The organism is Mesorhizobium liriopis, assembly GCF_024053505.1.
Taxonomy (GTDB): Bacteria; Pseudomonadota; Alphaproteobacteria; order Rhizobiales; family Rhizobiaceae; genus Mesorhizobium_B; species Mesorhizobium_B liriopis.
In genome coordinates, this window is record NZ_JAMXQS010000002.1 from 542,965 (window position 1) to 568,171 (window position 25,207).

The 25,207-nt window shown below is 57.2% G+C and carries 21 protein-coding genes; 18 read left to right on the top strand and 3 right to left on the bottom strand.

What is annotated here, in order from left to right; all coding sequences use genetic code 11:
* The first annotated feature begins 17 nt into the window (after nt 1-17).
* The 5 genes from NGM99_RS05590 (at nt 18) to NGM99_RS05610 (ending at nt 6,377) form a co-directional block, all read left to right on the top strand.
* Complete coding sequence (locus tag NGM99_RS05590; RefSeq protein ID WP_252816838.1) at nt 18-1,514, top strand: aldehyde dehydrogenase; 1,497 nt, start codon at nt 18-20, stop codon at nt 1,512-1,514.
* A complete protein-coding gene (locus tag NGM99_RS05595) occupies nt 1,511-3,160 on the top strand; it encodes a class I adenylate-forming enzyme family protein (protein WP_252816840.1) in 1,650 nt (549 codons plus the stop codon). The genes NGM99_RS05590 and NGM99_RS05595 overlap by 4 nt, the downstream gene beginning before the upstream one ends.
* Nucleotides 3,161-3,172: 12 nt before the next feature.
* The gene (locus NGM99_RS05600) at nt 3,173-4,765 is read left to right on the top strand and encodes a phytoene desaturase family protein (protein ID WP_252816842.1); all 1,593 of its coding nucleotides are present in this window, start codon (nt 3,173-3,175) and stop codon (nt 4,763-4,765) included.
* Nucleotides 4,766-4,772: 7 nt separating this feature from the next.
* Entirely contained in the window at nt 4,773-5,636 is an 864-nt protein-coding gene (locus NGM99_RS05605; protein WP_252816844.1) for an amidohydrolase family protein, read from the top strand.
* Between the two features lie 75 nt (nt 5,637-5,711).
* On the top strand, nt 5,712-6,377 hold the full coding sequence (locus NGM99_RS05610) for a TetR family transcriptional regulator C-terminal domain-containing protein (protein WP_252816846.1): 666 nt from the start codon (nt 5,712-5,714) through the stop codon (nt 6,375-6,377).
* Nucleotides 6,378-6,385: 8 nt separating this feature from the next.
* Here the strand turns inward: NGM99_RS05610 and NGM99_RS05615 are convergent, their stop codons facing one another.
* On the bottom strand, nt 6,386-7,417 hold the full coding sequence (locus tag NGM99_RS05615) for a histone deacetylase family protein (protein WP_252816848.1): 1,032 nt from the start codon (nt 7,415-7,417) through the stop codon (nt 6,386-6,388).
* Nucleotides 7,418-7,433: 16 nt separating this feature from the next.
* The gene (locus NGM99_RS05620; RefSeq protein ID WP_252816850.1) at nt 7,434-8,810 is read right to left on the bottom strand and encodes an amidase; all 1,377 of its coding nucleotides are present in this window, start codon (nt 8,808-8,810) and stop codon (nt 7,434-7,436) included.
* Between the two features lie 282 nt (nt 8,811-9,092).
* Between NGM99_RS05620 and NGM99_RS05625 the strand changes: the two genes are divergently transcribed.
* From NGM99_RS05625 to NGM99_RS05685, 13 genes are all read left to right on the top strand, one after another.
* Nucleotides 9,093-10,700: an ABC transporter substrate-binding protein gene (locus NGM99_RS05625; RefSeq protein WP_252816852.1), complete on the top strand. Its 1,608-nt coding sequence runs from the start codon at nt 9,093-9,095 to the stop codon at nt 10,698-10,700.
* Nucleotides 10,701-10,810: 110 nt separating this feature from the next.
* Complete coding sequence (locus tag NGM99_RS05630) at nt 10,811-11,800, top strand: ABC transporter permease (RefSeq protein WP_252816854.1); 990 nt, start codon at nt 10,811-10,813, stop codon at nt 11,798-11,800.
* 8 nt (nt 11,801-11,808) lie between these two features.
* Nucleotides 11,809-12,693: an ABC transporter permease gene (locus NGM99_RS05635; protein ID WP_252816856.1), complete on the top strand. Its 885-nt coding sequence runs from the start codon at nt 11,809-11,811 to the stop codon at nt 12,691-12,693.
* A complete protein-coding gene (locus NGM99_RS05640) occupies nt 12,683-14,320 on the top strand; it encodes an ABC transporter ATP-binding protein (protein WP_435371396.1) in 1,638 nt (545 codons plus the stop codon). Before NGM99_RS05635 ends, NGM99_RS05640 begins: the two co-directional genes overlap by 11 nt.
* A 30-nt stretch (nt 14,321-14,350) precedes the next feature.
* On the top strand, nt 14,351-16,015 hold the full coding sequence (locus NGM99_RS05645; RefSeq protein WP_252816861.1) for a choline dehydrogenase: 1,665 nt from the start codon (nt 14,351-14,353) through the stop codon (nt 16,013-16,015).
* A gap of 547 nt (nt 16,016-16,562) precedes the next feature.
* On the top strand, nt 16,563-16,721 hold the full coding sequence (locus NGM99_RS21710) for a DUF4113 domain-containing protein (RefSeq protein ID WP_353937382.1): 159 nt from the start codon (nt 16,563-16,565) through the stop codon (nt 16,719-16,721).
* Nucleotides 16,722-16,821: 100 nt separating this feature from the next.
* A complete protein-coding gene (locus tag NGM99_RS05655; RefSeq protein ID WP_252816950.1) occupies nt 16,822-18,036 on the top strand; it encodes an ROK family transcriptional regulator in 1,215 nt (404 codons plus the stop codon).
* A complete protein-coding gene (locus tag NGM99_RS05660) occupies nt 18,033-19,292 on the top strand; it encodes a M20 family metallopeptidase (RefSeq protein ID WP_252816863.1) in 1,260 nt (419 codons plus the stop codon). Before NGM99_RS05655 ends, NGM99_RS05660 begins: the two co-directional genes overlap by 4 nt.
* 27 nt (nt 19,293-19,319) lie before the next feature.
* Nucleotides 19,320-20,369 carry a substrate-binding domain-containing protein gene (locus tag NGM99_RS05665; RefSeq protein ID WP_435371397.1) on the top strand — a complete coding sequence of 350 codons (1,050 nt, stop codon included), beginning with the start codon at nt 19,320-19,322 and terminating at the stop codon, nt 20,367-20,369.
* 35 nt (nt 20,370-20,404) lie between these two features.
* Nucleotides 20,405-21,472: a substrate-binding domain-containing protein gene (locus NGM99_RS05670; RefSeq protein WP_252816867.1), complete on the top strand. Its 1,068-nt coding sequence runs from the start codon at nt 20,405-20,407 to the stop codon at nt 21,470-21,472.
* Between the two features lie 58 nt (nt 21,473-21,530).
* Nucleotides 21,531-22,496 (top strand): ABC transporter permease, encoded by a 966-nt coding sequence (locus NGM99_RS05675; protein WP_252816869.1) that lies wholly within the window; start codon nt 21,531-21,533, stop codon nt 22,494-22,496.
* A gap of 12 nt (nt 22,497-22,508) precedes the next feature.
* Nucleotides 22,509-23,714 carry an alanine racemase gene (locus NGM99_RS05680; RefSeq protein ID WP_252816872.1) on the top strand — a complete coding sequence of 402 codons (1,206 nt, stop codon included), beginning with the start codon at nt 22,509-22,511 and terminating at the stop codon, nt 23,712-23,714.
* Nucleotides 23,696-24,484: an ATP-binding cassette domain-containing protein gene (locus NGM99_RS05685; RefSeq protein ID WP_252816874.1), complete on the top strand. Its 789-nt coding sequence runs from the start codon at nt 23,696-23,698 to the stop codon at nt 24,482-24,484. The genes NGM99_RS05680 and NGM99_RS05685 overlap by 19 nt, the downstream gene beginning before the upstream one ends.
* Before the next feature lie 305 nt (nt 24,485-24,789).
* Here NGM99_RS05685 and NGM99_RS05690 read toward each other — a convergent pair.
* Nucleotides 24,790-25,207 (bottom strand): hypothetical protein (locus NGM99_RS05690; protein WP_252816876.1); only part of this gene is annotated, 418 nt, incomplete at its 5' end.

Consider the following 25,207-nt stretch of genomic DNA (forward strand, 5'->3'; position numbering starts at 1 on the left):
ATCTCGGAGGCACACTCATGAATGTTGAACTTAAGTCAGATTGGCACCGTCGTGCAGAGGCATTGAAACTGCCAAGCAAGGCCTTCATTGATGGCGCTTACGTCGATGCCTTGTCCGGCGAGACGTTCGACTGCGTCTATCCGGGTTCCGGTAAGGTCATCGCTTCGGTAGCTGCATGCGGCCCGGCTGACGTCGATCGCGCAGTGCGCTCAGCGCGCAAAGCTTTCGAAAGCGGGGCTTGGTCTCGCACAGCGCCTACCGAGCGCAAGAAGGTGCTCCTACGCTTTTCAGAACTACTGCTCGAGAACCGCGAGGAACTTGGCCTGCTCGAAACGCTGAATGTTGGCAAGCCGATCACCAACAGTACAAATGGCGATATCCCTAGTGCCGCGAATTGTATCGCTTGGTATGCCGAAGCCATCGACAAGGTGTATGGCGAGGTTGCGGCGACGAGCGATGACATGACCACGCTGGTTGTTCGCGAACCGGTCGGCATCGTTGCCGCGGTCGTACCTTGGAACTATCCGCTTTCCATGGCGGCGTGGAAGCTTGGGCCTGCGCTTGCAACCGGCAACTCGGTTATCCTCAAGCCAGCGGAGCAGTCACCGTTTACGGCCCTACGCATCGCGCAACTTGCGATCGATGCCGGCCTTCCGGCGGGCGTTCTCAATGTGCTTCCCGGTCTTGGGCATGTCACTGGTAAGGCCCTCGGCCTCCACATGGATGTGGACTGCGTGGGCTTCACCGGCTCCACAGAAGTCGGCCGCTATTTCATGCAGTACTCCGGTCAGTCCAACATCAAGCGCATCGGCTTGGAACTTGGCGGCAAGTCCCCGCAGGTAGTGCTTGCCGACTGTCCCGATCTCGATGTGGCGGCACGTACCGTGGCTGCCGGTATCTTCAGCAACACGGGGCAGGTTTGCAATGCGGGATCCCGCCTAATCGTTGAAGACAAGATCAAGGACAAATTTCTCGAAAAGGTCTTGGCGCACGCCAACGACCTCAAGCCCGCCGACCCGCTCGACCCGTCGACCAAACTCGGCTCGATCGTTTCAGAAGAGCAGCTGAACCGGGTCATGTCTTATATCGAGCAGGGCCTTTCCGGCGGTGCGCGGATCATCGCTGGTGGGAACCGCGTCGCTCAGGAAACCGGCGGTTTCTTTGTCGAGCCAACGGTGTTCGACGGGGTCGCGAACAACATGAAGATTGCGCAGGAAGAAATTTTTGGCCCGGTCCTTTCAGCTATCACTGTGCGTGATTTCGATGAGGCCATGAGCGTCGCCAACGACACGATCTACGGGCTCGCTGCAGGTGTGTGGACTGGTGATCTGAAAAAGGCGCACAGGGCGGCGAAAGCCATCAAGGCCGGCGTGGTCTGGGTGAACTGCTTTGACCGTGGATCGATGTCGGTTCCCTTTGGCGGCTTTAAGCAATCCGGCTTTGGTCGTGACAAGTCACTGCATGCCATGGACAAGTACTCCGACCTCAAGGCCATCTGGATCAATCACGGATGAGCCGCTTACCGGTCCTTTCGGAAGCTGTTCCGGATGTCGCCGAGCGGCGGCGGCGGATCGAAGCGGAACCGTTGCCGGCAAATATCGGCGCGCTGATCGACGAGGCGGCCGTCGAAGCCGGTGACAAGGTTCTCTGGAACTTCTTTGAAGCTGGGTCGACGATCACCTACAAAGAGATGCGGCGGGCGGTCAACGGGATAGCCGCTCGGCTGACGGAACTAGGTGTCGGCAAAGGCACGCACGTGGCCGTGATGCTGCCCAACATTCCCGAGTTTCCGCTTTGCTGGCTGGCGCTTGGGCGGATAGGAGCCGTCATGGTTCCTGTCAATGTGAGCTATCGCGAGCGCGAGCTCGCGCATGTGGTGAATGATGCGCAGGCAACTCTGATCGTCGCCCATGCCGATTGCATGTCAGTGGTCGAAGCATGCCTGGATCAGGGACTGGTCGAACTTCTGCCTTCTCGAGTGGTGCTCGTCGGCAAAGACAACGTGTCATCCAAAAGCGAAACGCATATGTGGAGCGATATCGCAAGCGAGCCGCTGGAACGGTTCGACGTGTCCGAACCTGTTTCGCACGACGATCTCCTCAACATCCAATACACATCGGGTACTACGGGCTTTCCCAAGGGCTGCATGCTCACGCAGCGCTACTGGATTTCCAGTGGCAAGGTGAACGCATTTCGTGACGGCCGCCGCTTCGAGCGCATTCTCGCTTCTACGCCGTTCTTCTACATGGACCCGCAGTGGCTTCTCCTGATGACGCTCTATCAGCGGGCCACACTGTTTGTCGCCGCGCGCCAGAGCACCAGCCGCTTCATGCAATGGGTGCGTGAGCACCGGATTAATTTCTGCCTTCTGCCTTGGGTGCTTCATTCGCAGCCCGGACATGAACACGAAAACCAGAACGAGATCGTGCGCGCCAACATCTACGGCGCCCCCAAGGATATCCATGCTAAGCTCGAAATACGCTACGATCTGAACGCGCGCGAAGCTTTCGGCATGACGGAGATTGGCCCAACTCTGTTCATGCCGCTCGAGCGTGAGGACATGGTTGGGTCAGGCTCGTGCGGCGTTCCCTGTCCATTCCGCGAAACAAAGGTGGTGGGCGAGGCCGGCGAGGAACTACCCCCGGGCGAGGTCGGTGAGCTTCTGGTCCGCGGACCGGGCATCATGAAAGGTTACTACCGCAACGCCGAAGCCACAGCTGCCGCGTTCACGGATGGCTGGTTTCACACTGGCGATCTGTTTCGAAAGGATGCCGATGGCTTTCATACGATTGTGGGCCGAAAAAAGGATATGATTCGGCGCAGTGCGGAGAACATCGCCGCACGCGAAGTGGAATCCGTCCTGAATGCCGTGCCCGCGGTTGCCGAATCTGCTGTCATCGGCGTGCCGGACCCCCTGCGGGGCGAAGAAGTCAAAGTCTACATCAAGCTCGTCGGGGACGCCGTGGCGGAAGACGTGCTGCCCCGCATTATCGAAGCGGCCCAGCGCGGGCTGGCGCCTTTCAAGGTCCCCCGCTTCTATGCCTTCCGGGACGAGTTTCCTCGCACGGTTTCGCTTAAGATTGCCAAGCAGCTCCTGGCACAAGAAACCGACGATCTTCGCGCCGGCAGTTTCGACCGTGTGGAAAGCCGATGGCTGTAAGGGGTCTGTGTGATGGCTGAAACATGGGATGCCGTCGTCGTGGGAGGCGGGCACAATGGTCTCGTCTGCGGAGCTTATCTGGCACGTGCGGGCGCCCGGGTCTGTGTTCTTGAACGGCGCTCCCTGACAGGCGGTGCTGCCGTCACCGAGGAAGTTTGGCCAGGATACAAGGTTTCGACCGCTTCCTACATCATGGGTCTTCTGCAGCCTAAGATCATCTTGGATCTGGAACTTCAGAAGCATGGTTTCGAGGTGATGGATACGCCGCCTGCCGTATTCCCCCTAGCAAGCGGAAAAATTTTCACTGCGTGGGGGAGCGCGGACAAATTCCTTGCCGAAATTGCAAAATGCTCGATGAAGGATGCGGAGGCCTATCCACATTATCGCGCTCATCTCATGGGATTGGCGCCATTCCTCAAGCAGTTGATGTTCGAAACACCGGTCGATCCGGGGAGCAAATCGCCTCGCGACTTGGCGCGGCTGAGCGGGTTCGTCTGGCGCTTCCGCAAGATCGGATCGAAGTTCTTCGACATCTACGATTTGCTCACGCTGAGTGCATATGACTATCTCAGCCGATGGTTCGAGTCGGACGAGGTAAAGCTTGTTTTAGGCTTCTTTGCCGGAGGCGGCGGTGGAAACTCTTCCCTCCGTACGCCCGGCTCGGCGTATATGCTGGTACGATCGGTGGTGCGGGATCAGGACACGCCGGCAGGCCCCTCCGGTTTCGTGAGAGGCGGCATGGGAGCGATCTCAGACGCGATACGGCGCTCTGGCGAGGCTCACGGCATGGTGGTTCGCACCGACGCGACCGTGGATGAGATTCTCGTCGAGAACCATGCGGCCACCGGCGTTAGGCTTCAGGGCGGAGAAACGATCCGAGCCAAGATCGTGATTGCGAACGCCAACGCCAAGACAACCTTTCTGAGGCTTCTCCCTGCCCACGCGTTGCCTGCGCCGTTCGTCCGGCAGATCGAGAGCTTCCGTTCCCAATCGACTGTCTTTCGCATCAATCTCGCCCTTGATGGTTTGCCGTCCTTTCCTGCGATCCAGGCTGAGGGACGCAACGCCTATCCGGCGCAGGTCACGATCGGCGACAGCGTTGATTACATGGACCGTGCACATGACCAAGCGCGCTACGGCCGCATCGCCGACAAGCCGTTTCTGATCGTCAAGACGCCGAGCGTGGTCGATCCCACCCTTGCGCCAACGGGCCACCACGTCATGAACATCTTCGGGGGCCATGCGCCCTATGAGTTAAGGGACGGCGACTGGGACACTCGGCGAGAGGAACTCTACGAAACAGCGATGAACGTCTTGCGCGCGCATGCGCCCGACATCGACCGCCATATCCTTCACCGCCAGATTCTGACGCCACTCGACCTCGAACGCATTTTCGACCTGCCTAACGGGCATGTCCACCATGGCGAGATCAGCGCGGACCAGATCTTCTTCCGCCGACCTGCGCCGCATTACGCGGATTACCGCACGCCGGTGAAGCGGCTCTACCAATGCGGCGCTTCTACCCATCCGGGCGGGGGCGTCACGGGTGTGCCGGGTCACAACGCGGCGCGGGTCATCCTTTCCGAACGGCGGCAATGGAGCTGATTTGCCGATGTGGATCGACTTCTCGAGCCGTCCGCCCGCACTTGGGTTCTCCGGAGCTGCCGCACACTTGCAGAACTATCGACGGGTGTATCAGAGCAGCGAGGCACGCTCAGCACAGTCGGAAGCTTCGCAGGATCTTCAAGGCTATCTCGATACCTACGAACGTTTGGGGGCCCAGCACGTCGTCTTGAAGGCGCGGGATGTTGAGACGACGTTCGGTTTCAAGATATCGAACGAAACCGTTGCGGGCTTCTGCCGCGAGCACGGACCTCGCTTCATCGGCTTCGCCGGCGTTGACCCGCACAAGGGAAAGCAGGCCGTGGAAGAGTTTGAGCGGGCCGTGCGGGAGTTAGGGCTGAAAGGGCTCAACCTACAGTGCTTCGAATTGAAGCTGTGTCCCAATGATCGCCTGCTCTACCCGCTCTATGAGAAGGCTGTGGAACTCGGCGTTCCCGTCAATATTCACTGCGGCATCAACTTTTCTAACTCGACGCCGATGCACTATGGCAGGCCAGAGTATCTCGATGAGATGATGGTGGATTTTCCCGCAATGCGGGTCTGCGCGTCGCCGCCGGGATGGCCTTGGGTCAACGAATTGATCGGCGTTGCCTGGCGGCACCCCAACCTCTGGATCGGCGTGCTTGCTGTCCGTCCCCGGCTCTTGGAAAAGAGTCATTCCGGTTACGAGCCCCTTCTGCAATATGGGCGAACCGTTCTGCAGGACAAAATGATCTTCGGCACATCCTTTCCGATGATGCCGATTGAAAAAGCTTTAGATGAAATGCAATCGCTATCGATGGACGATGCCATCCGCTCGAAATGGCTACATGGCAACGCCGCAAGCTTTCTAGGCCTCAATAGCGGCGTGTGAGTTGCAGCGAAGTTGCGGCTGAGGCCGATCTTTGCCAAAGCTCGCCCGAACTCAATTTGGCGATGGGAGCCGCGCATGAAAGCAGTCGCTGCGACGCGGAAGGCGGTGCCTGCTGAAAGCTCTCCGCGCCCTGGTCCATCGAAGCGCGAGGATCAGGTGGCGGAGCGTCGCCGAACGCTGCTCGACGCTACCTTGGCCGTTATTGCGCGCAAAGGCCTGACTGGCGTCACTATCAGCGACATTGCCAGCGAAGCACAATGCAGTTTCGGTGTGGTCTCGTTCCACTTCAAGTCCAAGGACGGCATCGTTCTCGCCGCACTTGACCATATCGTGGAGAGATACGACAGGACGCTTAACGTGCCTTCGCCCAGTGACGACAACCCTGCTGGTCGATTACGCGCCATGCTTGAGCTCGACTTTAACGCTCAAATCTCAGGTGCGGATAGCATCGCTGTTTTCAGCGCCTTCTGGGCCGAGTCAGTGAGGAATCCTGAGTACCGCCGCCGATGCGCGGAGCTGAAAGGTCGTTACGATGCAGTTGTCGAAGCCGATGTCGCAGCGCTTGCGCGGCAGCGCGGGATCGATCTCGACCCCGCCTTAGTCGCAAGAAGCTTCAACGCGATGATTGATGGCCTTTGGATATCTAATCAGGTCCATGACACAGTTGGCAGCGAAGGGCTGCAGCTTGCAAAGAATGCCTGCCTATTTTACCTGAAGTCGATCTTCCCACAGGACTTCTGAACACGCGATCACGCGTTCTCGAAACCGCTTAGAACATTGACGACGTTCAAACCAATAGCCTCGACGGCATATCCCCCTTCCATGACGAAAACGGTTGGCAGATTGAGCTTTGCGATCGTTTTGCCCAAGTAGAGGAAGTCGTCGCTCCTGAGCTTGAAGCGGGAGATGGGATCGCTCTCGAAGGTGTCGACGCCAAGCGAGATCACCACGGCTTCTGCTCCGAATTGCTTGATACGCGAAACGCCAGCCACCAACGCTTCGCCATATGTCGCGTAGTCACTTCCCCATGGCAAAGGCAGGTTGCAATTGGCGTCGGCGCCTGGGCCTTCTCCTGTCTCGTCAGCATAACCAAGATAGTAGGGATACTCTTTGGTTGGGTCGGCATGGATGGAGACGCACAGCACGTCACCGCGATCATAGAAGATGTCTTGGGTTCCATTGCCATGATGGTAGTCGACGTCGAGAACGGCTACGCGTGAGGCGCCTTGGTCGATAAACGACTGAGCGGCGATGGCCGCATTGTTGAGGAAGCAGTAGCCGCCGAAATAATCTCGCCCCGCATGGTGACCTGGAGGGCGGCACAGTGCAAAGGCCGCACGGTCGCCTGCGGAAACGAGAGCCTGTGCCGTTAAAGCGACATCTGCTCCTGCTGAAACGGCTCTCCAGGTTCCTTCCATGAGGGGACTGCTCATGTCGACGCAGAAACGGCCAAGTTCTGCTCCGATGCGCTGCGTCTGCCGGCGGTGCGCGCGGGGCGGAGGCCAGGCGTTCGGGAATGCATCGACAGCACCATTCTCTTCCGACCAACGCGGCCAGAAGTCTGAAAGGAACGAGACCATCCGCTCGTCGTGCACTTCGAGTAAGGGCTGAAGACCGAACTCTCTCCGTTCCAAGACCGACTCTAGCCCAAACGCTTCCTTGACACGTGCGAGCACCAGCTCGGCTCGGCGTGGTCCCTCGAAGCTTGGCACACGCTTTCCGCGGATGAATTCTGCTTCCGCGTCCTGAAGTCCATGAAGATCGCTGTAAACGGTTTTCATGCTGTTTCGCCCGTTATCAATTCGCGGAACGCCACATAGGACGGTTGGAAGGCGTCGCGTACCAACCTCCCACGGCGTCCTCGTAAGCTAGCCCTGCTTTGAAGACTGCATTGTCGTCGTATGTAGGACCAACCAACTGGATGCCGGTTGGCACGCCATTGGACGCTCGCCCAGACGGGACGCTGAGAACTGGACAACGGCTTAGCATGTTGAAGGGATAGGTCATGACCCAGCCGTAGGACGGATGGACGATCTTGCCGTTGATCGTCAGCACGTCCCGCGTCGGCTCGTGGTCCGCGCGTACGGCAGGCAACGCTAGCGTAGGGCAGACAAATAACTGGTGATCCTCGAGAACGGGCCCGAGAGACGCGTACATTGATGCGCAGGTATCCAAGGCGGAAAGGTAGTCACGTCCCGTAGTTTCAAGAGAGGTGCGCGCGAAATGCCGCGCGTAATCGGTAAGCGAGTCGGAACGCTCATCGAGGTATTCCGCGAGCCAGGATCCGAAAATCGTCCGGAGATAATTCAGCGCCGCAGTTTCGCTTTGAGCGGTCCATCCGAGGTCGACTTCCTCCACGGTGGCGCCGAGTGAGCGCAGAACATCCAATGCCTCTAGCGTGTTGCGGCGTACGTCCTCGTCGATTTCGAAGTAGCCGAGGTCAAGAGAATAGGCGATTTTCCAGCCTTTGATGCCGCCGCGATCAGGTGCGAGCGTCAGTTTTGGTTTCAGCGAGGCGATGTCGAGCGGGTGGGGGCCAGACATGACGTTCTGCATAAGCAGGCAATCTTCGACCGTTCTGGCCATCGGTCCCGGGTGGTTGAAGAAGTCGAGATTGAAAGGTGCCGAAGCAGGGTTTCTCCCGTAAGGGGGCTTGAACCCGACAACTCCGGAAGCAGACGCTGGAATCCTGATTGACCCACCGATATCGGAGCCCGTGGCCAACGTCGTGAAGCCACCAGCAAGAGCGGCACCTGCACCGCCCGACGAACCGCCGGGTGTGTATTCTAGGTTCCAAGGATTGCGGGTTACACCCCAAAGACGTGAGTGGGTGAAACCCTCACAGGAAAATTCCGGGGTTAGAGTGCGACCGTGGACGACGGCGCCAGCTTCGATCAGCCGCTCTACGACGACCGTCGTGGTATCGGCTACGCTATCCTTGTATAGCAAAGAACCATAGGTCGTGACCTTGCCGGCAATTTTGTTCTCATCCTTGATCGCGGTCGGCAGTCCCTCGAGCGCACGAGGTCGGCCGTCCGAACGGGCATAGCGACTTTCGGCCTCGCTTGCCGCAGAGAGCGCTTCTTCCTCGTATAAGAAGCCAAATGCGTTGACTGGCCCACCGTCGCACGAAACTCGCTCAATCTGAGCGGAAAGGAGTTCGACAGGAGACAACGACCGCTCCTTGAATCTCCGAAGAGCTTCGGACGCGCTCAAGTAGCAAAGTTCAAGATCCATTGGCTGTCGTCCCTCCTGCATGCACGATCACCAAACCGACTATCGCCACAAATGATTGATCGATCAATCAGAAATTCTTGACAGTGCGTTCCACGAGCGTCTAACTTTCAAATACAAGAGGGCGCCGCATGCACCTCGCATGCGGCCCCAAGAAGGCGTTGGCCTGGAATGCCTGTCCAGTTCATGCGCAAAAAGGGGAACAGGCATCGGGAGTTCATCATGTCTGAATTTGGCTACTGGGCAGAGCGGTACCGCAAGAACCTCATTTCAAGGCGTGAATTTTTGGGAAGGTCGGCAGCGCTGGCTGCTGCGGCGGGATTAGGCAACATTGCCGTGCCCTCCGTGCTGATGGCTCAAGCTCAACAACCCAAGAAGGGTGGGTTCGCCCGGTTCGGGATGTCGGATGCATCTCAGAACGATACGCTCGATCCAGGAACTTGGCCGGCGAGCTTCGCACAGGTCGCGTTCAACGGCTCGCTTTGCAACAATCTGACCGAGATGGCGTCGGACGGCAGCATTCAGGGTGATCTTGCGGAAAGCTTCGAGCCCACTGATGGTGCTAAGAAGTGGGTCTTCACCTTGCGAAACGGTGTGACTTTTCACGATGGCAAGAGCCTGACGCCAGAGGACGTTCGCGAATCCTTCCGCTACCACATGGGCGAGAAGTCCACTTCAGGCGCAAAGGCTATCCTCGGTCAGGTCGAAAACGTGGAGGTAGATGGGAAAGACAAGGTAGTCTTTACCCTGAAGGGCGGCAGCGCCGATTTCCCATACCTCGTTGCCGACTATCACCTGTCAATCATGCAGGCCAAACCGGAAGGAGGTATTGATTGGCAAAAGGGAGTGGGAACGGGAAGCTTCATCCTTGAGGATTTCCAGCCCGGCGTATCGGTGAAGATGACCCGAAACCCGAACTATCACAAGGATAACAAGCCCTACTTCGACGAGATCGAACTCGTTGCGATCATGGACGCCATGGCCCGAGGTAATGCGTTCACGACAGGTGAGGTGGAGTTTATCAACGACCTCGACCTCAAGACAATTCCACTGATTGAGCGAAACGCGAACCTTGCGGTGCTCCGAATCCCGAGCCTGCGCCACTTTACATTCGATATGGACACCTCGGTTGAGCCGTTCAACAACCCTGACGTACGCACGGCGCTCAAATATGCTATCGATCGAGACGAGATGATCCGCAAAATCTTCTTGGGTGAGGGCACTAAGGGGAATGACACGCCAGTAGCGTCTGCCATGCCGTACTACAAGAATCCGACGCCACAACATGACTATAATATCGATAAAGCGAAGGAGCATTTGGCCAAGGCGGGGATGACCAGCCTCAACATCGATCTTTCAGTCGCTGAGGCCGCTTTCCCCGGTGCAATCGATGCGGCGGTTCTCTTCAAGGAACAGGCGGCGAAGGCTGGCATCAACATCAATGTCGTGCGTGAGGCTGATGACGGCTATTGGGAGAATGTTTGGCTTAAGAAGCCTTTCAGCGGTGTTGACTGGTACGGCCGGGCAACATGCGACTGGCTGTTTTCCACGGTACTGGCCGAGGACGCGCCTTGGAACAGCACGCACTGGAAGAATCCCCGCTTCAACGAGCTTCTGCTTGCGGCCCGTCCCGAAACCGACGAGCAGAAGCGCGGTGAGATGTACGCCGAGATGCAGCAGATAATTCACGACGACGGTGGCATGCTCACGGTTTCCTTCGTGAATTGGACTTACGGTATATCGAAGAAGGTCGGGCATAACGAGATTGGCGGGATTTTCCCGTGCGATAATCTTCGCATGACCGAGCGGTGGTGGATGAACGAGGCTTGAAAGCGCAGTTCGTTCGATAGGTCTGTGCCTGCCGCACGCTTTCTTCGTAAGAGTTGCGGTAGGCGACAGCGAGCTTAAACACTCGAAATGATGCCGGCTTGGTACCCGGCATGGCAGAAGAAAGATGCCATTCGATGAAATCCGCGTATAGCCCGATCTTCCGTCTGATTGCAGGGCGCCTCGCATTGGGCATCCTCAGTCTTGTGATCGTGTCTCTGGTGATATTTCTGGCTGTTAGCATGCTGCCGGGGGATTTTGCGACAGCAACTCTCGGACGGTCGGCGACACCAGAAACCGTTGCTGCTTTTCGAGAGCGTTTGGGCCTCGATCTGCCTTGGTATCTTCGGTACTTCGCATGGCTCGGCCACGCGATTGCCGGCGACTTCGGTCAATCCTTTTCCGGCCGGCCTGTGGGTCAGATCATCGGCCCGCGCCTGCTGAACACGCTTTATCTCGCGGCCCTGACCGCGCTTGTCGCGGTTCCGTTGGCGGTTGGCTTGGGCATCGTCGCCGCCCTTTACCGCAACCGTTTGCCTGACCGAATGCTCAGCGCGGCAAGCCTTGCTTCAATTTCCGTCCCGGATTTTTTCTTTGCCTACGTCTTGATGCTTCTTCTTGCTATCAATCTCGGACTGTTTCCCACTTTGGCCAGCATACGCCCAAGCATGGGATGGGATGACAAGCTCTACAGGATGGCGCTGCCCGTTCTGACACTGACACTGGTGATTTTGGCGCATATGATGCGCAACACTCGGGCGGCCATCATTTCGATTATGTCACGGCCGTTCATCGAGATGGCAAAGCTGAAGGGCGAGTCACCGTTCAGCATTGTAGTGCACCACGCATTGCCCAATGCCATCGGTCCGATTGCAAGCGTCGTGGCGATCAATCTGGCTTACCTCGTTGCTGGTGTCGTCGTGATCGAGGTCGTGTTCGTTTATCCTGGTATTGGACAGACGATGGTTGATGCTGTGCGCAATCGCGATATTCCTGTCATTCAAGCCTGCGCACTAATTTTTTCCGTCACCTACATTCTCTTAAACATGATTGCTGACATCGTTTCCATCGTCAGCAATCCTAGGCTCCTTCACGCGCGTTGAGATTACCGATGGCCCTGTCGAGCATGTGGCGGCAACGAGCCGCCGACGCGACCCGCCCCGGTCTGCTGGCAACTATACGCCGTATACCTCCAACGGCGTGGTTCGGCTTCGCGGTAATCCTGTTGTACGGCGGTGCCGCGCTTCTCGCGCCGTGGGTCGCGCCATACGGGGAAAATGAAGTTGTTTCACAAACTCCGTTCGCTCCCTGGGGAGCGGAGTTTTGGCTCGGAACGGACCAACTCGGTCGAGATTTCCTGAGCCGTATCATTTTCGGTGCTCGCAACTCGATTGGCATCGCGCTGGTCACCACGATATTGGCGTTTCTAATTGGTGGAACTCTCGGCATCGTCGCAGCCACTATGCGAGGATGGACCGACCAAATTTTGAGTCGTCTCGTCGACTCTCTGATGTCCATTCCTGACCTGATCTTCACACTGATGCTGTTGGCGATTTTTGGATCGTCTGTATTCAACCTGATCGTGATCATCGCAGTCATCGACGCCACCCGCGTGTTCAGGCTCGCCCGAGCATCGGCGTTCAACGTCGTGACACTCGAGTTCGTCGAGGCAGCGGAGGCGCGTGGTGAAAAGCTTCCTTGGCTCGTCCGGCAGGAGATACTGCCCAACATCCTTCCCGTTCTAGTTTCTGAGTTTGGTCTGCGGTTCTGCTTTGTGTTTCTTTCGATCGCAGCCTTGTCTTTCTTGGGTGTCGGGCTGCAGCCGCCGATGGCCGAATGGGGCTCTATGGTGCGTGACAACGCTGCCCTTATCAGCAGTGGAGACATCACACCTCTAATTCCTGCTGCTGCCATCGCGCTGCTGACGGTCGGCGTCAATTTCGTCGCTGATTGGTATCTCAACGAAACGGGTGGCCTCTCACATGATGAAGGTTGAGGATGCCAAGGTTGAAGCCGGGCCGGACATCTTTTCGGTTGAGGACCTAAGAATCGAAGCGCAGATCGGTGGGCGCTGGGCTGAGATCGTCAAAGGTATAAGCTTTCAGCTCAAACGTGGCGAAGTGCTTGGGTTGGTCGGAGAGTCGGGGGCAGGCAAATCGACAATAGGGTTGGCGGCACTGGGTAATGTGAAGCAGGGCTGTCGCATTGCTGGCGGTCGAGTTTCCTTTCGCGGACAAGACTTGTTCGCCTCACCTGAAAACATCAGGCGAAAGTTGCGCGGCACGCGCATCGCTTATGTTGCGCAGAGTGCGGCAGCGTCCTTTAACCCCGCAAAGCGGCTGATGGACCAAGTCACCGAGGCAGCTGTGAAGAGAGGTGGTCAATCCAAGGCAGAGGCCAAGCGCAATGCGTGCCGGTTGTTTCGTGCATTGCAGTTGCCAGATCCTGAGATTTTCGGTGATCGCTATCCGCATCAGGTCTCAGGAGGTCAATTGCAGCGCGCGATGGCGGCCATGGCACTGATCTGCGAACCCGACCTGATTGTCTTTGACGAACCAACCACGGCGCTTGACGTAACGACGCAGGTAGAAGTTCTCATGGCGGTGCGAAATGCCATAGAGACCTTCGGCGTTGCCGCAATTTACATCACCCATGACCTTGCAATTGTAGCCCAGATGGCCGACCGCATCGCCGTCTTGCGTTACGGCGAGATCGTCGAGCAAGGTCCAACCAACCAGATCCTCGAAAATCCTCGCCACTCATATACCCGTTCGCTTTGGGCGGTCCGGGAAATTTTAACGGAGCCAAGCCAGAAAACGAGGACGCTGCTCAGGGTCGATAGGGTTAGCGCATTCTACGGCCTATTACAGGTTCTGGACGATGTATCGCTTGAAATTGGACGTGCTGAGACGGTTGCACTTGTTGGAGAGTCCGGCTCTGGCAAATCTACGCTCGGGCGTCTTATCGCTGGATTGAAAGAGCCGGAGTCGGGTTCTGTCACTTTCGACGGTGTCTCTTGCCCACCATCGGTCTCAACTCGTTCCAAGGAACTATTGCGACGGATCCAGATCATCTATCAATCAGCTGACACTGCGCTTAATCCTCGCCATACCGTACGGAAAATCATTGGACGCCCTCTGTCATTCTACCATGGCGCCACGGGTGAAAACCGGGAAGCAAGGATAGGGGAGCTTCTGAAGCTAGTTGAACTCGACCCCGCTTTCGCTGACCGTCTCCCTGGTCAGTTGTCGGGTGGTCAGCGTCAGCGTGTTGCAATCGCGAGAGCCCTTGCGGCGAACCCCGAGCTCATTGTCTGCGACGAGATCACATCGGCTCTCGACCAAATCGTCCAGGCAGACATCCTGAAGATGCTTGTTTCCCTGCAGGAGAAATTGGGCATCTCGTACCTGTTCATCACGCACGATATTGCCACCGTGAAAGCAATCGCCAACCACGTTGTGGTCATGCACCGCGGACAGATTGTTGAGCAAGGACCAAAAGCCGACGTACTGTCTCCGCCTCACCCTGAATACACTCAGCTTCTACTAAGTTCGGTGCCAGAAATGACGTCCGGCTGGCTTGATAAGGTGATCAGCGATCGAAGGAAATTAGCAGCAGCGTGAAGTCAAACGATTGAAACTAGAGCTGTGAAAATGGCACATTTAGTTTCGACGGGGTTCGACTTCATCATCGTCGGTGGTGGATCGGCTGGCTGTGTTCTTGCGAACAGACTTTCTGAAGATCCTTCGAACCGGGTGCTTCTGCTTGAGGCTGGCGAAAAGCCGCGTGGGCTGATGATGCGTATGCCCGCTGGGGTCTATAAGGTTTTCGGCGACCGGCGAATTAACTGGAACTACGAGAGTGAGAGCGAACCCAATCTCAATGGTCGCCGAATACCTGTGCCACGCGGTAAGGTGCTTGGCGGGTCGTCGGCAATCAACGCCATGGTTTATCTTCGAGGCCACCCGCGTGACTACAATAGGTGGGCGGAGGCGGGCCTGACCGACTGGTCCTACGCTCATTGTCTGCCTTATTTCAGGAAATCTGAGACGAGCGACAGAGCGCCAAGTCCCTACCATGGCTCCGATGGTCCCCTCCGCGTCAGCCGCGGAACGATGCAGTCGCCGATTTTTGACGCCTTTCTTGAAGCCGGCAAGAACAACGGGCATTCGATCTCAGAGGACCTGAACGGCGCGCAGCCCGAAGGGCTAGGCCGCATGGATGCCACCAAACGCGATGGGCAGCGCTGCAGCGCATATGATGCCTATTTGAAGCCTATTATGCATCGGAAGAATTTGGTTGTCGTTTCCGGTGCGCATGTAAATCGCGTCGTCATCGACCGAGGGCGCGCTATTGGCGTTGAGTTCAAGCGTAATGGGTATGAACTTTCTTGCACTGCCGATCGAGAGGTTATCCTCAGCGCAGGTGCGATCAACACCCCACAAATCCTCATGCTGTCAGGCATCGGCGACCCCGATGCGCTCGCGCGGCATGGCATCCTGCCGATGATCGAAAATCGTGAAGTTGGCCGTAATCTCCAAGACCACTTAAATCTTGGTTTGTCCTTCCGCTGCACCAAGCCTGTTTCGCTTGCCTGGCTCGGGCACCCAGTGGGCAAAGCCTACGCTGGAGCCCGTTGGCTTGCGACCCGATCGGGACCAGCTGCATCGAATATCTGGGAGGTCGGCGGCACAATCCGCAGCTCATCAGCCGTCTCATATCCGAATATACAGTATCATTTAGGCCCAATGAAAATTGAGAAGCGTGCAAATGGCTTTGGTCTAGCTCACGGCTTCATGCTGCATTTGGCACAACTACGGCAACGGAGCAGAGGAAGCGTTCAGATCCGCTCCAGCGATCCGAACGACACTCCCCTTATTGCCTTCGATTATCTCGCTGCAGAAGATGACAGAACAGAGCTTCGAGACGCATTGCGCGTGACCCGCGAGATCGTGAGGAATCCAGCGTTTGAGATGCTCGGTGCAAGCGAAGTTTTTCCAGGAGCAAGCTTGCAATCAAATGAGGCGATCGATGCCATCATCCGGTCAAGCATAGAAACCGAATTTCATCCAAGCTGCACATGTAGAATGGGGACTGCTGCCGACAGCGTTGTCGATCCCGAGTTGCTGGTGAGAGGTATCGACAGGCTGAGAGTTGTAGACGCTTCCGTTATGCCCGACATCGTAAGTTCTAATCTCAACGCGCCTACGATCATGATCGCTGAGAAAGCGGCGGATATCATCCTGGGTCGGCTGCCGCTTGAGCCAGCGCAAATTGCGCGAATGAACTCCCCGTCGTCTGAACCTAGACTGCAGTAGATCTCGCAAAGGCCAAGCGATGCAAGCCCGTGTGCAACTTGAGGTTCAGCCGCGATCGGCCCCAGACGGTGAGCGTCTATCTGCGGATGTAGTTGTGTTTGGCGGCGGCATCGCGGGCGTTTCGACGCATTTTGGCTCGCAAAGCGGGGCATCCGTGTGATCTTGTGCGAGAAAGGCGAAATCGGTCGAGAACAGTCAGGTCGGAATTGAGGGTGGTGCTCCACGCTTGGACGCGACGAACAAGGATCTGAACTTCGACGAATCAACGCTAGCCTCTGGTTTAGCGTGGAGCGATTGACTGGCAGAACCATGGGGTTTCGCAAGTCCGGATTATTCTCTTGGCGCATGACGACAAGTCTTAGCGCAGGGTCATGACCTGTTCGCATTCGCATCGAGGGCTTCGCTTGGTGCAAGACTGCTGTCATCGAACAGATGTTCGAACTTCACTTCGCGTGCCACCCGTAGATGGCTGGGAGGCGTGTACTCGTCCGATGAAGAGCGTGCGGAACCGGGCTTTGCATCTCAAGCTGCAAGATCGGAGGCGCTGGTGACGACAATTGATGCTTGCAACCAGCGGTTCGAGTGCGGGCACCGTCGGGCCGCTACAGCTGGCATCCAGGACAAGCGCAAGAGGGCAACCAAGTTTGAGATGCGCAGTCCGCTCTATACAACGCGTATGGACGAGCTGCCGACTGTGCAGGCTTAAGCCACCGACGTGCGTGTCGAGCGGGCTAGAAAGCAAACACCTTGACGAAACGACGTCATCCTGATTTGTTCGTCCACGGAACGAATTAAATCGGCTGGTGATGAACGACGTCTCTCGCATCTCCCGACGTATCGCGCTGTGCAGTGTGATGGAAACAATAGTCCATTGTGCGCCCATCTCGCGTGCAAGCATCGCTAAGCAGACCGGTCTTTCCAAACAGACGATCTCCGAAATCGCTCGCCAGCTTGAAGAGGAAGGCTGGATCCGTGAGACGGGTCGCACAAGTGGTCATGTCGGGCGCACAGCCGTTACCTACGACATCGTACCAGATCGGGCGGTGATTGCAGCTGTAGATCTCGGTGGCACCAAGGTTCGCGCTGCGATCGCCGATCTTTCATGTCAAGTCTTAAGCGATGTAGAAGAGCCCACCGATAAACGGGGCGGGCACCACGTCGTTGCTCAGATCGCAAGGCTTTGCAGGCAAGCTGCGGCTCAAGAGGGGTTGGATTTCTCCAAAGTCAGGCTTGCTGTCATAGGGGTTCCTGGAGCACCTGAAAGTGCCACGGGTCGTGTCCTGATGGCTCCCAATATTCCTGGATGGGACAGCATCGACGTCACTGCCGCTCTTTCTCAGGAGCTCGGCGTCGAAAGCATCGTAGAAAATGATGTCAACTTGGCAGCGCGCGGAGAGCACTGGATTGGTGCTGGCGCAGACTGTGACGACTTGGTGCTGATTGCTCTCGGTACAGGTATCGGCGGCGGCGTCATGGTTGGCGGCGAACTTGTCCGCGGCGTCAGCAATGCAGCCGGCGAGCTCGGGTTCCTGCCTTTTGGATCCGATCCCTTTGAGCCGCAGTCGCTACACATGGGTGCGTTGGAGCGCTCGTTGGGATCTGAAGGAATCGCCGAGCGCTACAAAGAGCTCTCAGGACGGACGGCAGATGTGAAAGCCATCTTCGATGCTGCAGCTGACGGAGACAAAGAAGCGACCAAAACATTGGATGAGACGGCTCGTCTTCTCGCTCGGGCGGTAGCCTCCGTTGCAGCCATTACAAATCCGGCAAAGGTTATCTTGAGTGGATCGATCGGCGTGCGCTCGGAGCTGGTGGAGCGTGTGCATGCGCTCTTGCCGCTTTGCTTCCCGCGTCCTGTGTCCGTTGAGGCATCAGCCCTTGGGTCAAAAGGTGCGTTGATCGGTGCGGCAGCTGTTGGGTTGGCGAGTCTGCATGCAGCACTTTGGACTGCGGGAATGCAAGGCGCGACGATCGCTTTGCCGTCCGCCGCAATCATGCGTGAACGCGGGGTTGCAGCTTGAGCATCTCGATAGAACTCATCCCAACGCTCGATCCGCTTCTCAACCGGTCCGAAGCTATTTCATTCTTCCGCGATGCAATTGCTTGCGAGAGCATCACCGGCAACGAGGCAAATTTTGTTGGGTGGCTTGAGCAGCGCATGACAGCGCTTAGTCTCGCGCCTTCAGTCTCTGCTTTCGCTCCTGGCCGTCCAAATATTTGGGGCGAACGCAAAGGAATGGGCGGCGGTCCACGACTGTTATTTGTTGGTCATACTGACACTGTGCACGTCCGTGGTTGGGCTGATCACTGGCGGGGTACCGAACGTGAGAACCCGTTCAGTGGTGCAGTGGTCGATGGCGCCGTCTGGGGTCGCGGTTCCGGTGATTTGAAAGCTGGCATTTGCGCAAGCCTGCTGGCACTCGATCTTTTGGACCGTGCCGGCATCACACTGAAGGGTGATGTCCAGTTCGCCTTCGTGGGCGATGAGGAAAGTGGTGAGCCAGGCAGCGGGCGGAGCGCGGGCATCGAGGATTATGTCCAGCGTGTCCAGAGAGATGTGGTCGCCGAGCCAGATTTCGCGATCTACGTCGAGCCAACTCAGCTTAATGTCTTTCCCGCCCAGATGGGCTTCTTCATTGCAGAGATTACGGTTACCGGGCGATCGGCTTACTTTGGCGTCCCAGAGCAGGGGGTAGACGCCCTCAAGGCGACTCACCGTGTGCTTTCGGCGCTGTGGGCACATTCGGACGAACAGGCCGCCAAAGGATCTCATGACTTGGTGGGGGCACGCTTCGTTCTCGTCACAGAGATAAAAGGGGGCGGTCTGATTGCCGTTCCAGGCGAATGTTCATTCAGCTTGATCGCGAAGCTGTTGCCTCATGATGACCTTGGTCAAGCCGTGGCTGATCTTGACGATGTGATACGCAGTGCCGCGGGCCCGGACGTCACGGTATCAATCGACTATCCTGCTGGCCGCGACCATCGCTATGGCGGGACTGGAACGGACATCGATAAGTCGCATCCGGCAATCGCCATGCTTTCAAGCACAATGGCAGCAGCCATGAACGATCGGGGCCAGATCGAAGGCGCCCCGTACTGGTCAGAAGCACCATTTCTCGTCGACCGCTTGGGGTGTCCCGCTGTCTATTGCGCACCAGGCGACATCAGCAACTGCCACACATTCGAGGAGCGCGTGGAGCTGTCTGAGTTCCTAAACGGGATCGTCGCCTTCGCCGCATTTATCGCCGCCTATTGCGGCATTGCTTCCAGCAACTGAACAAAAAAGGGGAATGATCACATGCGTATGAAAACAGCTTTCGCGACCTCTCTGCTGGTCGCAATTCTTACTACGGGAACTTCTGCCTTTGCGCAGACCGTTGGGCCCCAAGGTGAAAGCGCGACACCATCTGCGACCGTCACTGTTCCAGACGCCAAGGCTGCTGAACTCAAGGGAAAGAAAGCTGCTCTTGTCTGGCACGAGCAGTCAGACTTTGTGAACGCTGTGACGGCTGGTGCCACCGATGAGTTCAAGAAGTTTGGCATGGAGGTCGTGGCAACCACGAGTGCAAACTTCGACGCCGCCAAACAGCGCTCAGACATCGAAACCGTAATGGCGCAGAAGCCGGATGCCATCCTGGCGCTTCCGCTCGATCCTGCGACTTCCGCTGCAGCCTTCCAAGCTGCCAAGGAACAGGGCACCAAGCTCGTGTTCCTGTCCAATCTGCCGCAAAACTACAAGCATGGCTCGGACTACGCTGCGATCGTCACGGACGATCTTTTTCAGATGGGCAGTCAGGCAGCGGATGCGTTAGCCTCAGCAATGGGTGACAAGGGCACGGTTGGTTTCATCTTTCATGACGCTGACTACTACGTCACCAACCAGCGTGACCAAGCTTTCAAAAAGACCATTGAGACAAATCATCCGAACATCAAGATTGTTGCTGAGGCGGGCATCAGCGATCCGGCACGTGCCGAAGAGATTGCCAATGCCATGCTTCTTCAGAACCCAGACCTTGGCGGCATCTATGTGACTTGGGCCGGCCCGGCGGAGGGCGTCCTGTCAGCACTTCGCGCGAACGGCAACACGACGACTAAGCTCGTCACACTCGACCTTTCCGAGCCTATAGCACTCGATATGGCGAAAGGTGGGAACGTAGCCGCTATCGTTGCTGACGAGGCTTACGAACTAGGACGCGCCATGGCAGCTGCCGGAGCGCGGGCTATCGTAGGCGAGGGGACACCACCCTTTGTGGTCGCGCCGGCTGTAACCGTCACGAAGGCGAACATCGCAGAAGCTTGGCAGCGTTCGCTTCATCGCGATGCGCCGCAATCGGTACTGGACGCCGCCAAGTAGGCAGTCGCACCAACATTGATCCCAAGGAACGTGATATGTTGAAATCAGTTCTCGCAACGGCCCTCGTGGCAGCGGCCATGCTGTCAAGTAACGCGGCAAACTCAGCGGAAAACACCACCGTTGGTCCGCACGGAGAGAAGCCCGCGCCAGCCAAGGAATTTGTGCTCTCAGCGGATGAAGAGGCGAAGATCAAGGCTGGCAACTTTACGGCAGCGCTCGTGTGGCATGAGACAAGCGAATACACGAGCGCTGTAGACCGCGGGGCAAAGGAAGAGTTCCAGCGCCTCGGTATCAACGTGGTTGCTCAAACTGACGCTGGCTTCGATGCTGCTCGCCAGCAGGCTGACGTCGAAACAGTTCTTGCGAAGAAACCCTCAGTGATTGTTTCGCTGCCCGTTGACCCTGCTACGGCCTCAACCGTCTACGACCCGGCGCGGTCGTCCGGGGTCAAGCTTGTGTTCGTAGACAACTCTCCAGCCGGCTATGAGCACGGCAAGGATTACGCCGCGATTGTATCTGACGATCTCTTCCAAATGGGAGAAAAAGCGGCTCAGGCGATGGGAGCTGCACTCGGCGGTAAGGGTAAGGTTGGCTACATCTTTCACGATGCTGACTTCTACGTCACCAATCAACGCGATCAGGCATTCAAGACCGTTATCGCGAGAGATTACCCCGGCATAACAATTGCTGCAGAAGCTGGGCTTGCTGATCCCGCGCGTGCGGAAGATGTCGCGCAAGGCTTGCTCACTCAGGCTCCAGACCTTGACGGGATCTATGTGACATGGGCCGAACCAGCTTTGAGCGTTCTTTCTGCTTTGCGTACAGCTGGCAACACCCACACTAAAATCGTCACGCTTGACCTCAATGAGCCCGCGGCACTCGACATGGGCAAGAGCGGTAATGTCGCAGCATTGATAGCAGATGAAGCTCACATGATTGGTGTGACGGCAGCACGTGCGGGTGCGGCCGCGCTACTGGGTAAAGACGCTCCACCGTTTCTCGTGGTCGACTCGATTGCGGTAACAAAGGCGACGCTTGGTGAAGGCTGGAAGCAGTCACTCGGACGAGATGCGCCAGCTGACCTCCTGAAAGTAGCGCAGTGACACGCGTCAGCAGAAACCGCGGTGGCTCTCTAAGCGTGCCACCGCGCGGGAGTGTGTGATGGCCATGAACACCTCGACTATGGGTAACCTCACCAGACGCTTTGATCTGCAGCAGTGGGTCGTCTATCTCGGCTTTCTGGCGATCTTCCTGTTCTTCGCGATAACGCTTGGCGACAGCGGCTTTCTCACCGTCCGCAATCTCTCCAACATCGTCCTTCAGACGGCTCCAGCAACAGTTATGGCTGTCGGCCTCGTTTTCGTGCTCTCAGCGGGCGAGATCGACCTATCGTTTGGCTCAACTGTTGCCGTCGCTGCGCTCGCGGCAGCTGTTGTCATGCAAAGCTGGCCAATGCCGTTGGGCATCCTCGCTGGGTTGGGTGCAGGTCTTCTGATTGGACTGATCAATGGCGCGTTGGTCGCCTATCTCCGGCTGCCATCATTCCTGGTTACACTCGCGACCATGGGGTTGTTTGCCGGCATAGCGCGCTCGATGACCAATTTGCGGTCGGTGCCGGTTCAAAACGACCTTTTCACCGGCATCTTCGGTTCAGGCGCGCTGCTTTCCATTCCTTCGCTCGTGTTGTGGACGGCAGGCGTAATCCTGATTGGTCACCTCGTTTACCGCCAGACCCGCTTCGGTGCACATGTGATTGCTACAGGCGACAACCCGCGCGCAGCACTTGTTTCAGGGATCAAAGTCGCACGCATTCGTCTAACGGTTCTGGCAATTTCGGGCTTAATGGCGGGCTTGGCCGGGTTGCTCTACGCCGGACGTCTTCAGGCCGCACGTTATACGCTCGGTGAAACTGACCTAATGACTGTGATCGCCGCCGTGATTGTTGGTGGCACAGCCCTCAACGGGGGCAAGGGATCGATCATTGGCGCGCTTGTGGGTTCCCTCCTGATGGGCATGCTCAACAATGGGCTCATTCTGATGGGTCTATCTGTTTCTGATCAGATGATCGTTCGTGGCTTGATCATTCTGGGTGCGGTCGCTGTTTCGCTGCGCGAACCCAATCGGTAGAGGCGAGTATCGATGTTTCTCGATGTTTTAAGGCGTCGCAACCCTCGCTTCGTGGAGGCCGCTATCGCACTTCACCAAGCCGGGAAAATCCCCGCGAACTCCTACGTTTTGGACCTTGATGCAACGGAGGCCAATGCGCGTGTCATCGCCACAGAAGCCAAGCGCCTCGGCCTCCAAACTTTCGCGATGACAAAGCAGGTAGGTCGCAACAGCGGGTTTTGCCAAGCTGTGAAGCGTGGCGGAATTGATCGCGCTGTCGCAGTCGACCTAGCCTGCGCGGTAGCCTGCGATCGCGCCGGGCTGCCTGTTGGACACCTCGGTCATCTCGTGCAAATCCCTCGTTTCGAGGCTGCGATGGCTGCACGTGATCTCAAGCCAGACTATTGGACTGTTTTCAGTCACGAGAAAGCTGAGGAAGCAGCGCGTGCGAGCAAGGATGTCGGACGCACGCAGCAGCTACTCGCTCGAATTCAGTCGGAGGGCGATATTTTCTACCGCGGCCATGAAGGTGGCTTCGAAGCCCAAGACATCGTGGCTGTCGCCGATATGCTCGATGGCCTCGATGGGGCGAGTTTTGCAGGTATCACGAGTTTTCCAGCGCTGCTCTTCGATCGCGAAACCCGCAAGATAAAGCCGACGCCCAACCTCGCCACTCTTGGCAAAGCTGCAGAGATGCTCGCACGAGCGGGCAGGAATGACATCGCGATCAATGCTCCTGGGACGACTTCAACGGTGACGCTTGCAGCGCTCGCTGAGGCTGGAGCGACCCAGGTAGAGCCAGGCAACGGTCTGCATGGAACAACGCCGCTGCATGCGCTCGAGGATCTGCCGGAGTTGCCAGCTGTTCTTTACCTAACCGAAGTCTCGCATCTTCATGGCAAGAACGCCTTCGCCTTCGGAGGCGGCCTCTACATCGATCCTGTCTTTCCTGACTACGACGTGAAAGCGATTGTCTCGCGCGAGCCAACAACCGCAGAAGCCGCTCTACGGAGTGTAGAAATTCCGCCACCTTTGGCCATCGACTATTACGCCATGATCGACGCGGTGAGCCAACAGGCTCCGCGACCTGGCGACAGCGTCGTGTTCGGCTTTCGTGGCCAAGCCTTTGTAACGCGCGCCTACTCTGTCGGTGTGTCTGGCATCTCACGTGGTGAACCCAAAGTCGAAACCATCGAGAATATCTTCGGAGAGCCTGAGTCATGGCCGAACCTGCGCTGAAGCCGGCAAATACTCAGGCTGACAGCTCGCCCGTCCTAAGCTTGAGAGGCATTCAGAAGAACTTTGGCGGCGTCACTGCCATCGAGAACTTTTCTCTCGATCTCCACGCAGGTGAGATCGTTGCGCTCGTCGGCGACAATGGCGCCGGCAAGTCGACGCTGGTGAAAATTATTTCGGGTGTTCATCCACCAAGCGAAGGTGTGATGGAGTTGAGTGGCGAAGCAGTGCGCTTTGCCGATGCAAGCGTCGCGCGCGAACGTGGCATCGAGGTGGTCTATCAGGATCTGGCGCTTGCTGATCAGCAGCCCGTTTATATGAACATGTTCCTCGGCCGCGAACCTGTGCGAGGTCCGCTACGTGTACTTGATCGTCGCGGTATGATCGAAGCTACCGAAAAGCTCGTACGCGAGCTTGACGTCCGCATTCCGTCTGTGCGCGCGACAATCCGGAATCTTTCTGGTGGTCAGCGTCAGGGGGTAGCCATTGCGCGCGCTACGCACTGGGCGACCAAATTGATCTTGCTCGATGAGCCCACGGCGGCCCTCGGTGTGGCTGAGACTGCGAAGGTTGAGGAGTTGGTGGCCTCGTTGCGCGCTAGGAACATCGCCGTCCTCATCATCAGCCATAGTCTCGATCAGGTATTTCGGCTTTCAGATCGCATCTGCGTGCTGCGTCGCGGCAGACAGATTGGTGTAAGGCGGACTAATGACACCGACAAAAACGAGATAATCGGGATGATTACCGGACTAATCGAGAGCGAACCTGCGTAGCGTGGTTACGCAAATCAATTTTAGGCCTTCGAAATATCAATCGTCCGTTGCCGGTGACAGTAGCTAAAAGGTGGCTGCAACCCAAGACCCTGACGCAACCCGAGTAGATTAGAGGATGACCTTCCTCGCATGCCGCACAAGAGTGAGCAGATGGCTCCTGAGCCCAGGTCCTGCCGTTCCGCTTCCCGCCTCATTGCGGTCATCCAAGTTGCGACGATGGGATCCAAAAAGCGGACGTTTGCTCACAAAGTGAGGACACCTTTTTCGCTGAGCTGAACAACCGGAGCGTGGCGTTAAGCTGACCATCAGGCTTTGCACGATGGTGGATTAATCTCAGCGAGCTGTTCTTCACGCCGCCAGCCGCGTCGTCGGAATACCCACCATGCAAGGGCGGTGGGCACGCCATAAATGGGCCCAAGGCTTTGGGGGCTGACTGTGCCGAACTGCCAGTTGGCGCCAAAGATGATGTTGTCGATAAAGGTGTAGACGATCTCACCCGATACTGCGCCCCACAGAGCGGCAATGATTGCCACCCACCAATGGTCAGCATAGCGCTGCAAGGGTTGGGTCAAGGGGAGACCAAACACTGCAAGCCCGGCGGCCACGAACGGGACGCTGATCATTCCGTAGACGATGATGAGAACGGGAAGGATCCAGAGATCCTGAAGCGGGATGGGGTTGAGCGCATAAATAACTGCCGACTGGATGGTGATGCCAGCATAG

Bases quoted from the DNA above. Each gene is read 5' to 3' on its own strand.
- NGM99_RS05590 (WP_252816838.1), top strand. From the start codon at position 18: ATGAATGTTGAACTTAAGTCAGATTGGCACCGTCGTGCAGAGGCATTG.
- NGM99_RS05595 (WP_252816840.1), top strand. From the start codon at position 1,511: ATGAGCCGCTTACCGGTCCTTTCGGAAGCTGTTCCGGATGTCGCCGAG.
- NGM99_RS05600 (WP_252816842.1), top strand. From the start codon at position 3,173: ATGGCTGAAACATGGGATGCCGTCGTCGTGGGAGGCGGGCACAATGGT.
- NGM99_RS05605 (WP_252816844.1), top strand. From the start codon at position 4,773: ATGTGGATCGACTTCTCGAGCCGTCCGCCCGCACTTGGGTTCTCCGGA.
- NGM99_RS05610 (WP_252816846.1), top strand. From the start codon at position 5,712: ATGAAAGCAGTCGCTGCGACGCGGAAGGCGGTGCCTGCTGAAAGCTCT.
- NGM99_RS05615 (WP_252816848.1), bottom strand. From the start codon at position 7,417: ATGAAAACCGTTTACAGCGATCTTCATGGACTTCAGGACGCGGAAGCA.
- NGM99_RS05625 (WP_252816852.1), top strand. From the start codon at position 9,093: ATGTCTGAATTTGGCTACTGGGCAGAGCGGTACCGCAAGAACCTCATT.
- NGM99_RS05630 (WP_252816854.1), top strand. From the start codon at position 10,811: ATGGCAGAAGAAAGATGCCATTCGATGAAATCCGCGTATAGCCCGATC.
- NGM99_RS05635 (WP_252816856.1), top strand. From the start codon at position 11,809: ATGGCCCTGTCGAGCATGTGGCGGCAACGAGCCGCCGACGCGACCCGC.
- NGM99_RS05640 (WP_435371396.1), top strand. From the start codon at position 12,683: ATGAAGGTTGAGGATGCCAAGGTTGAAGCCGGGCCGGACATCTTTTCG.
- NGM99_RS05645 (WP_252816861.1), top strand. From the start codon at position 14,351: ATGGCACATTTAGTTTCGACGGGGTTCGACTTCATCATCGTCGGTGGT.
- NGM99_RS05655 (WP_252816950.1), top strand. From the start codon at position 16,822: ATGAACGACGTCTCTCGCATCTCCCGACGTATCGCGCTGTGCAGTGTG.
- NGM99_RS05665 (WP_435371397.1), top strand. From the start codon at position 19,320: ATGAAAACAGCTTTCGCGACCTCTCTGCTGGTCGCAATTCTTACTACG.
- NGM99_RS05670 (WP_252816867.1), top strand. From the start codon at position 20,405: ATGTTGAAATCAGTTCTCGCAACGGCCCTCGTGGCAGCGGCCATGCTG.
- NGM99_RS05675 (WP_252816869.1), top strand. From the start codon at position 21,531: ATGGCCATGAACACCTCGACTATGGGTAACCTCACCAGACGCTTTGAT.
- NGM99_RS05680 (WP_252816872.1), top strand. From the start codon at position 22,509: ATGTTTCTCGATGTTTTAAGGCGTCGCAACCCTCGCTTCGTGGAGGCC.
- NGM99_RS05685 (WP_252816874.1), top strand. From the start codon at position 23,696: ATGGCCGAACCTGCGCTGAAGCCGGCAAATACTCAGGCTGACAGCTCG.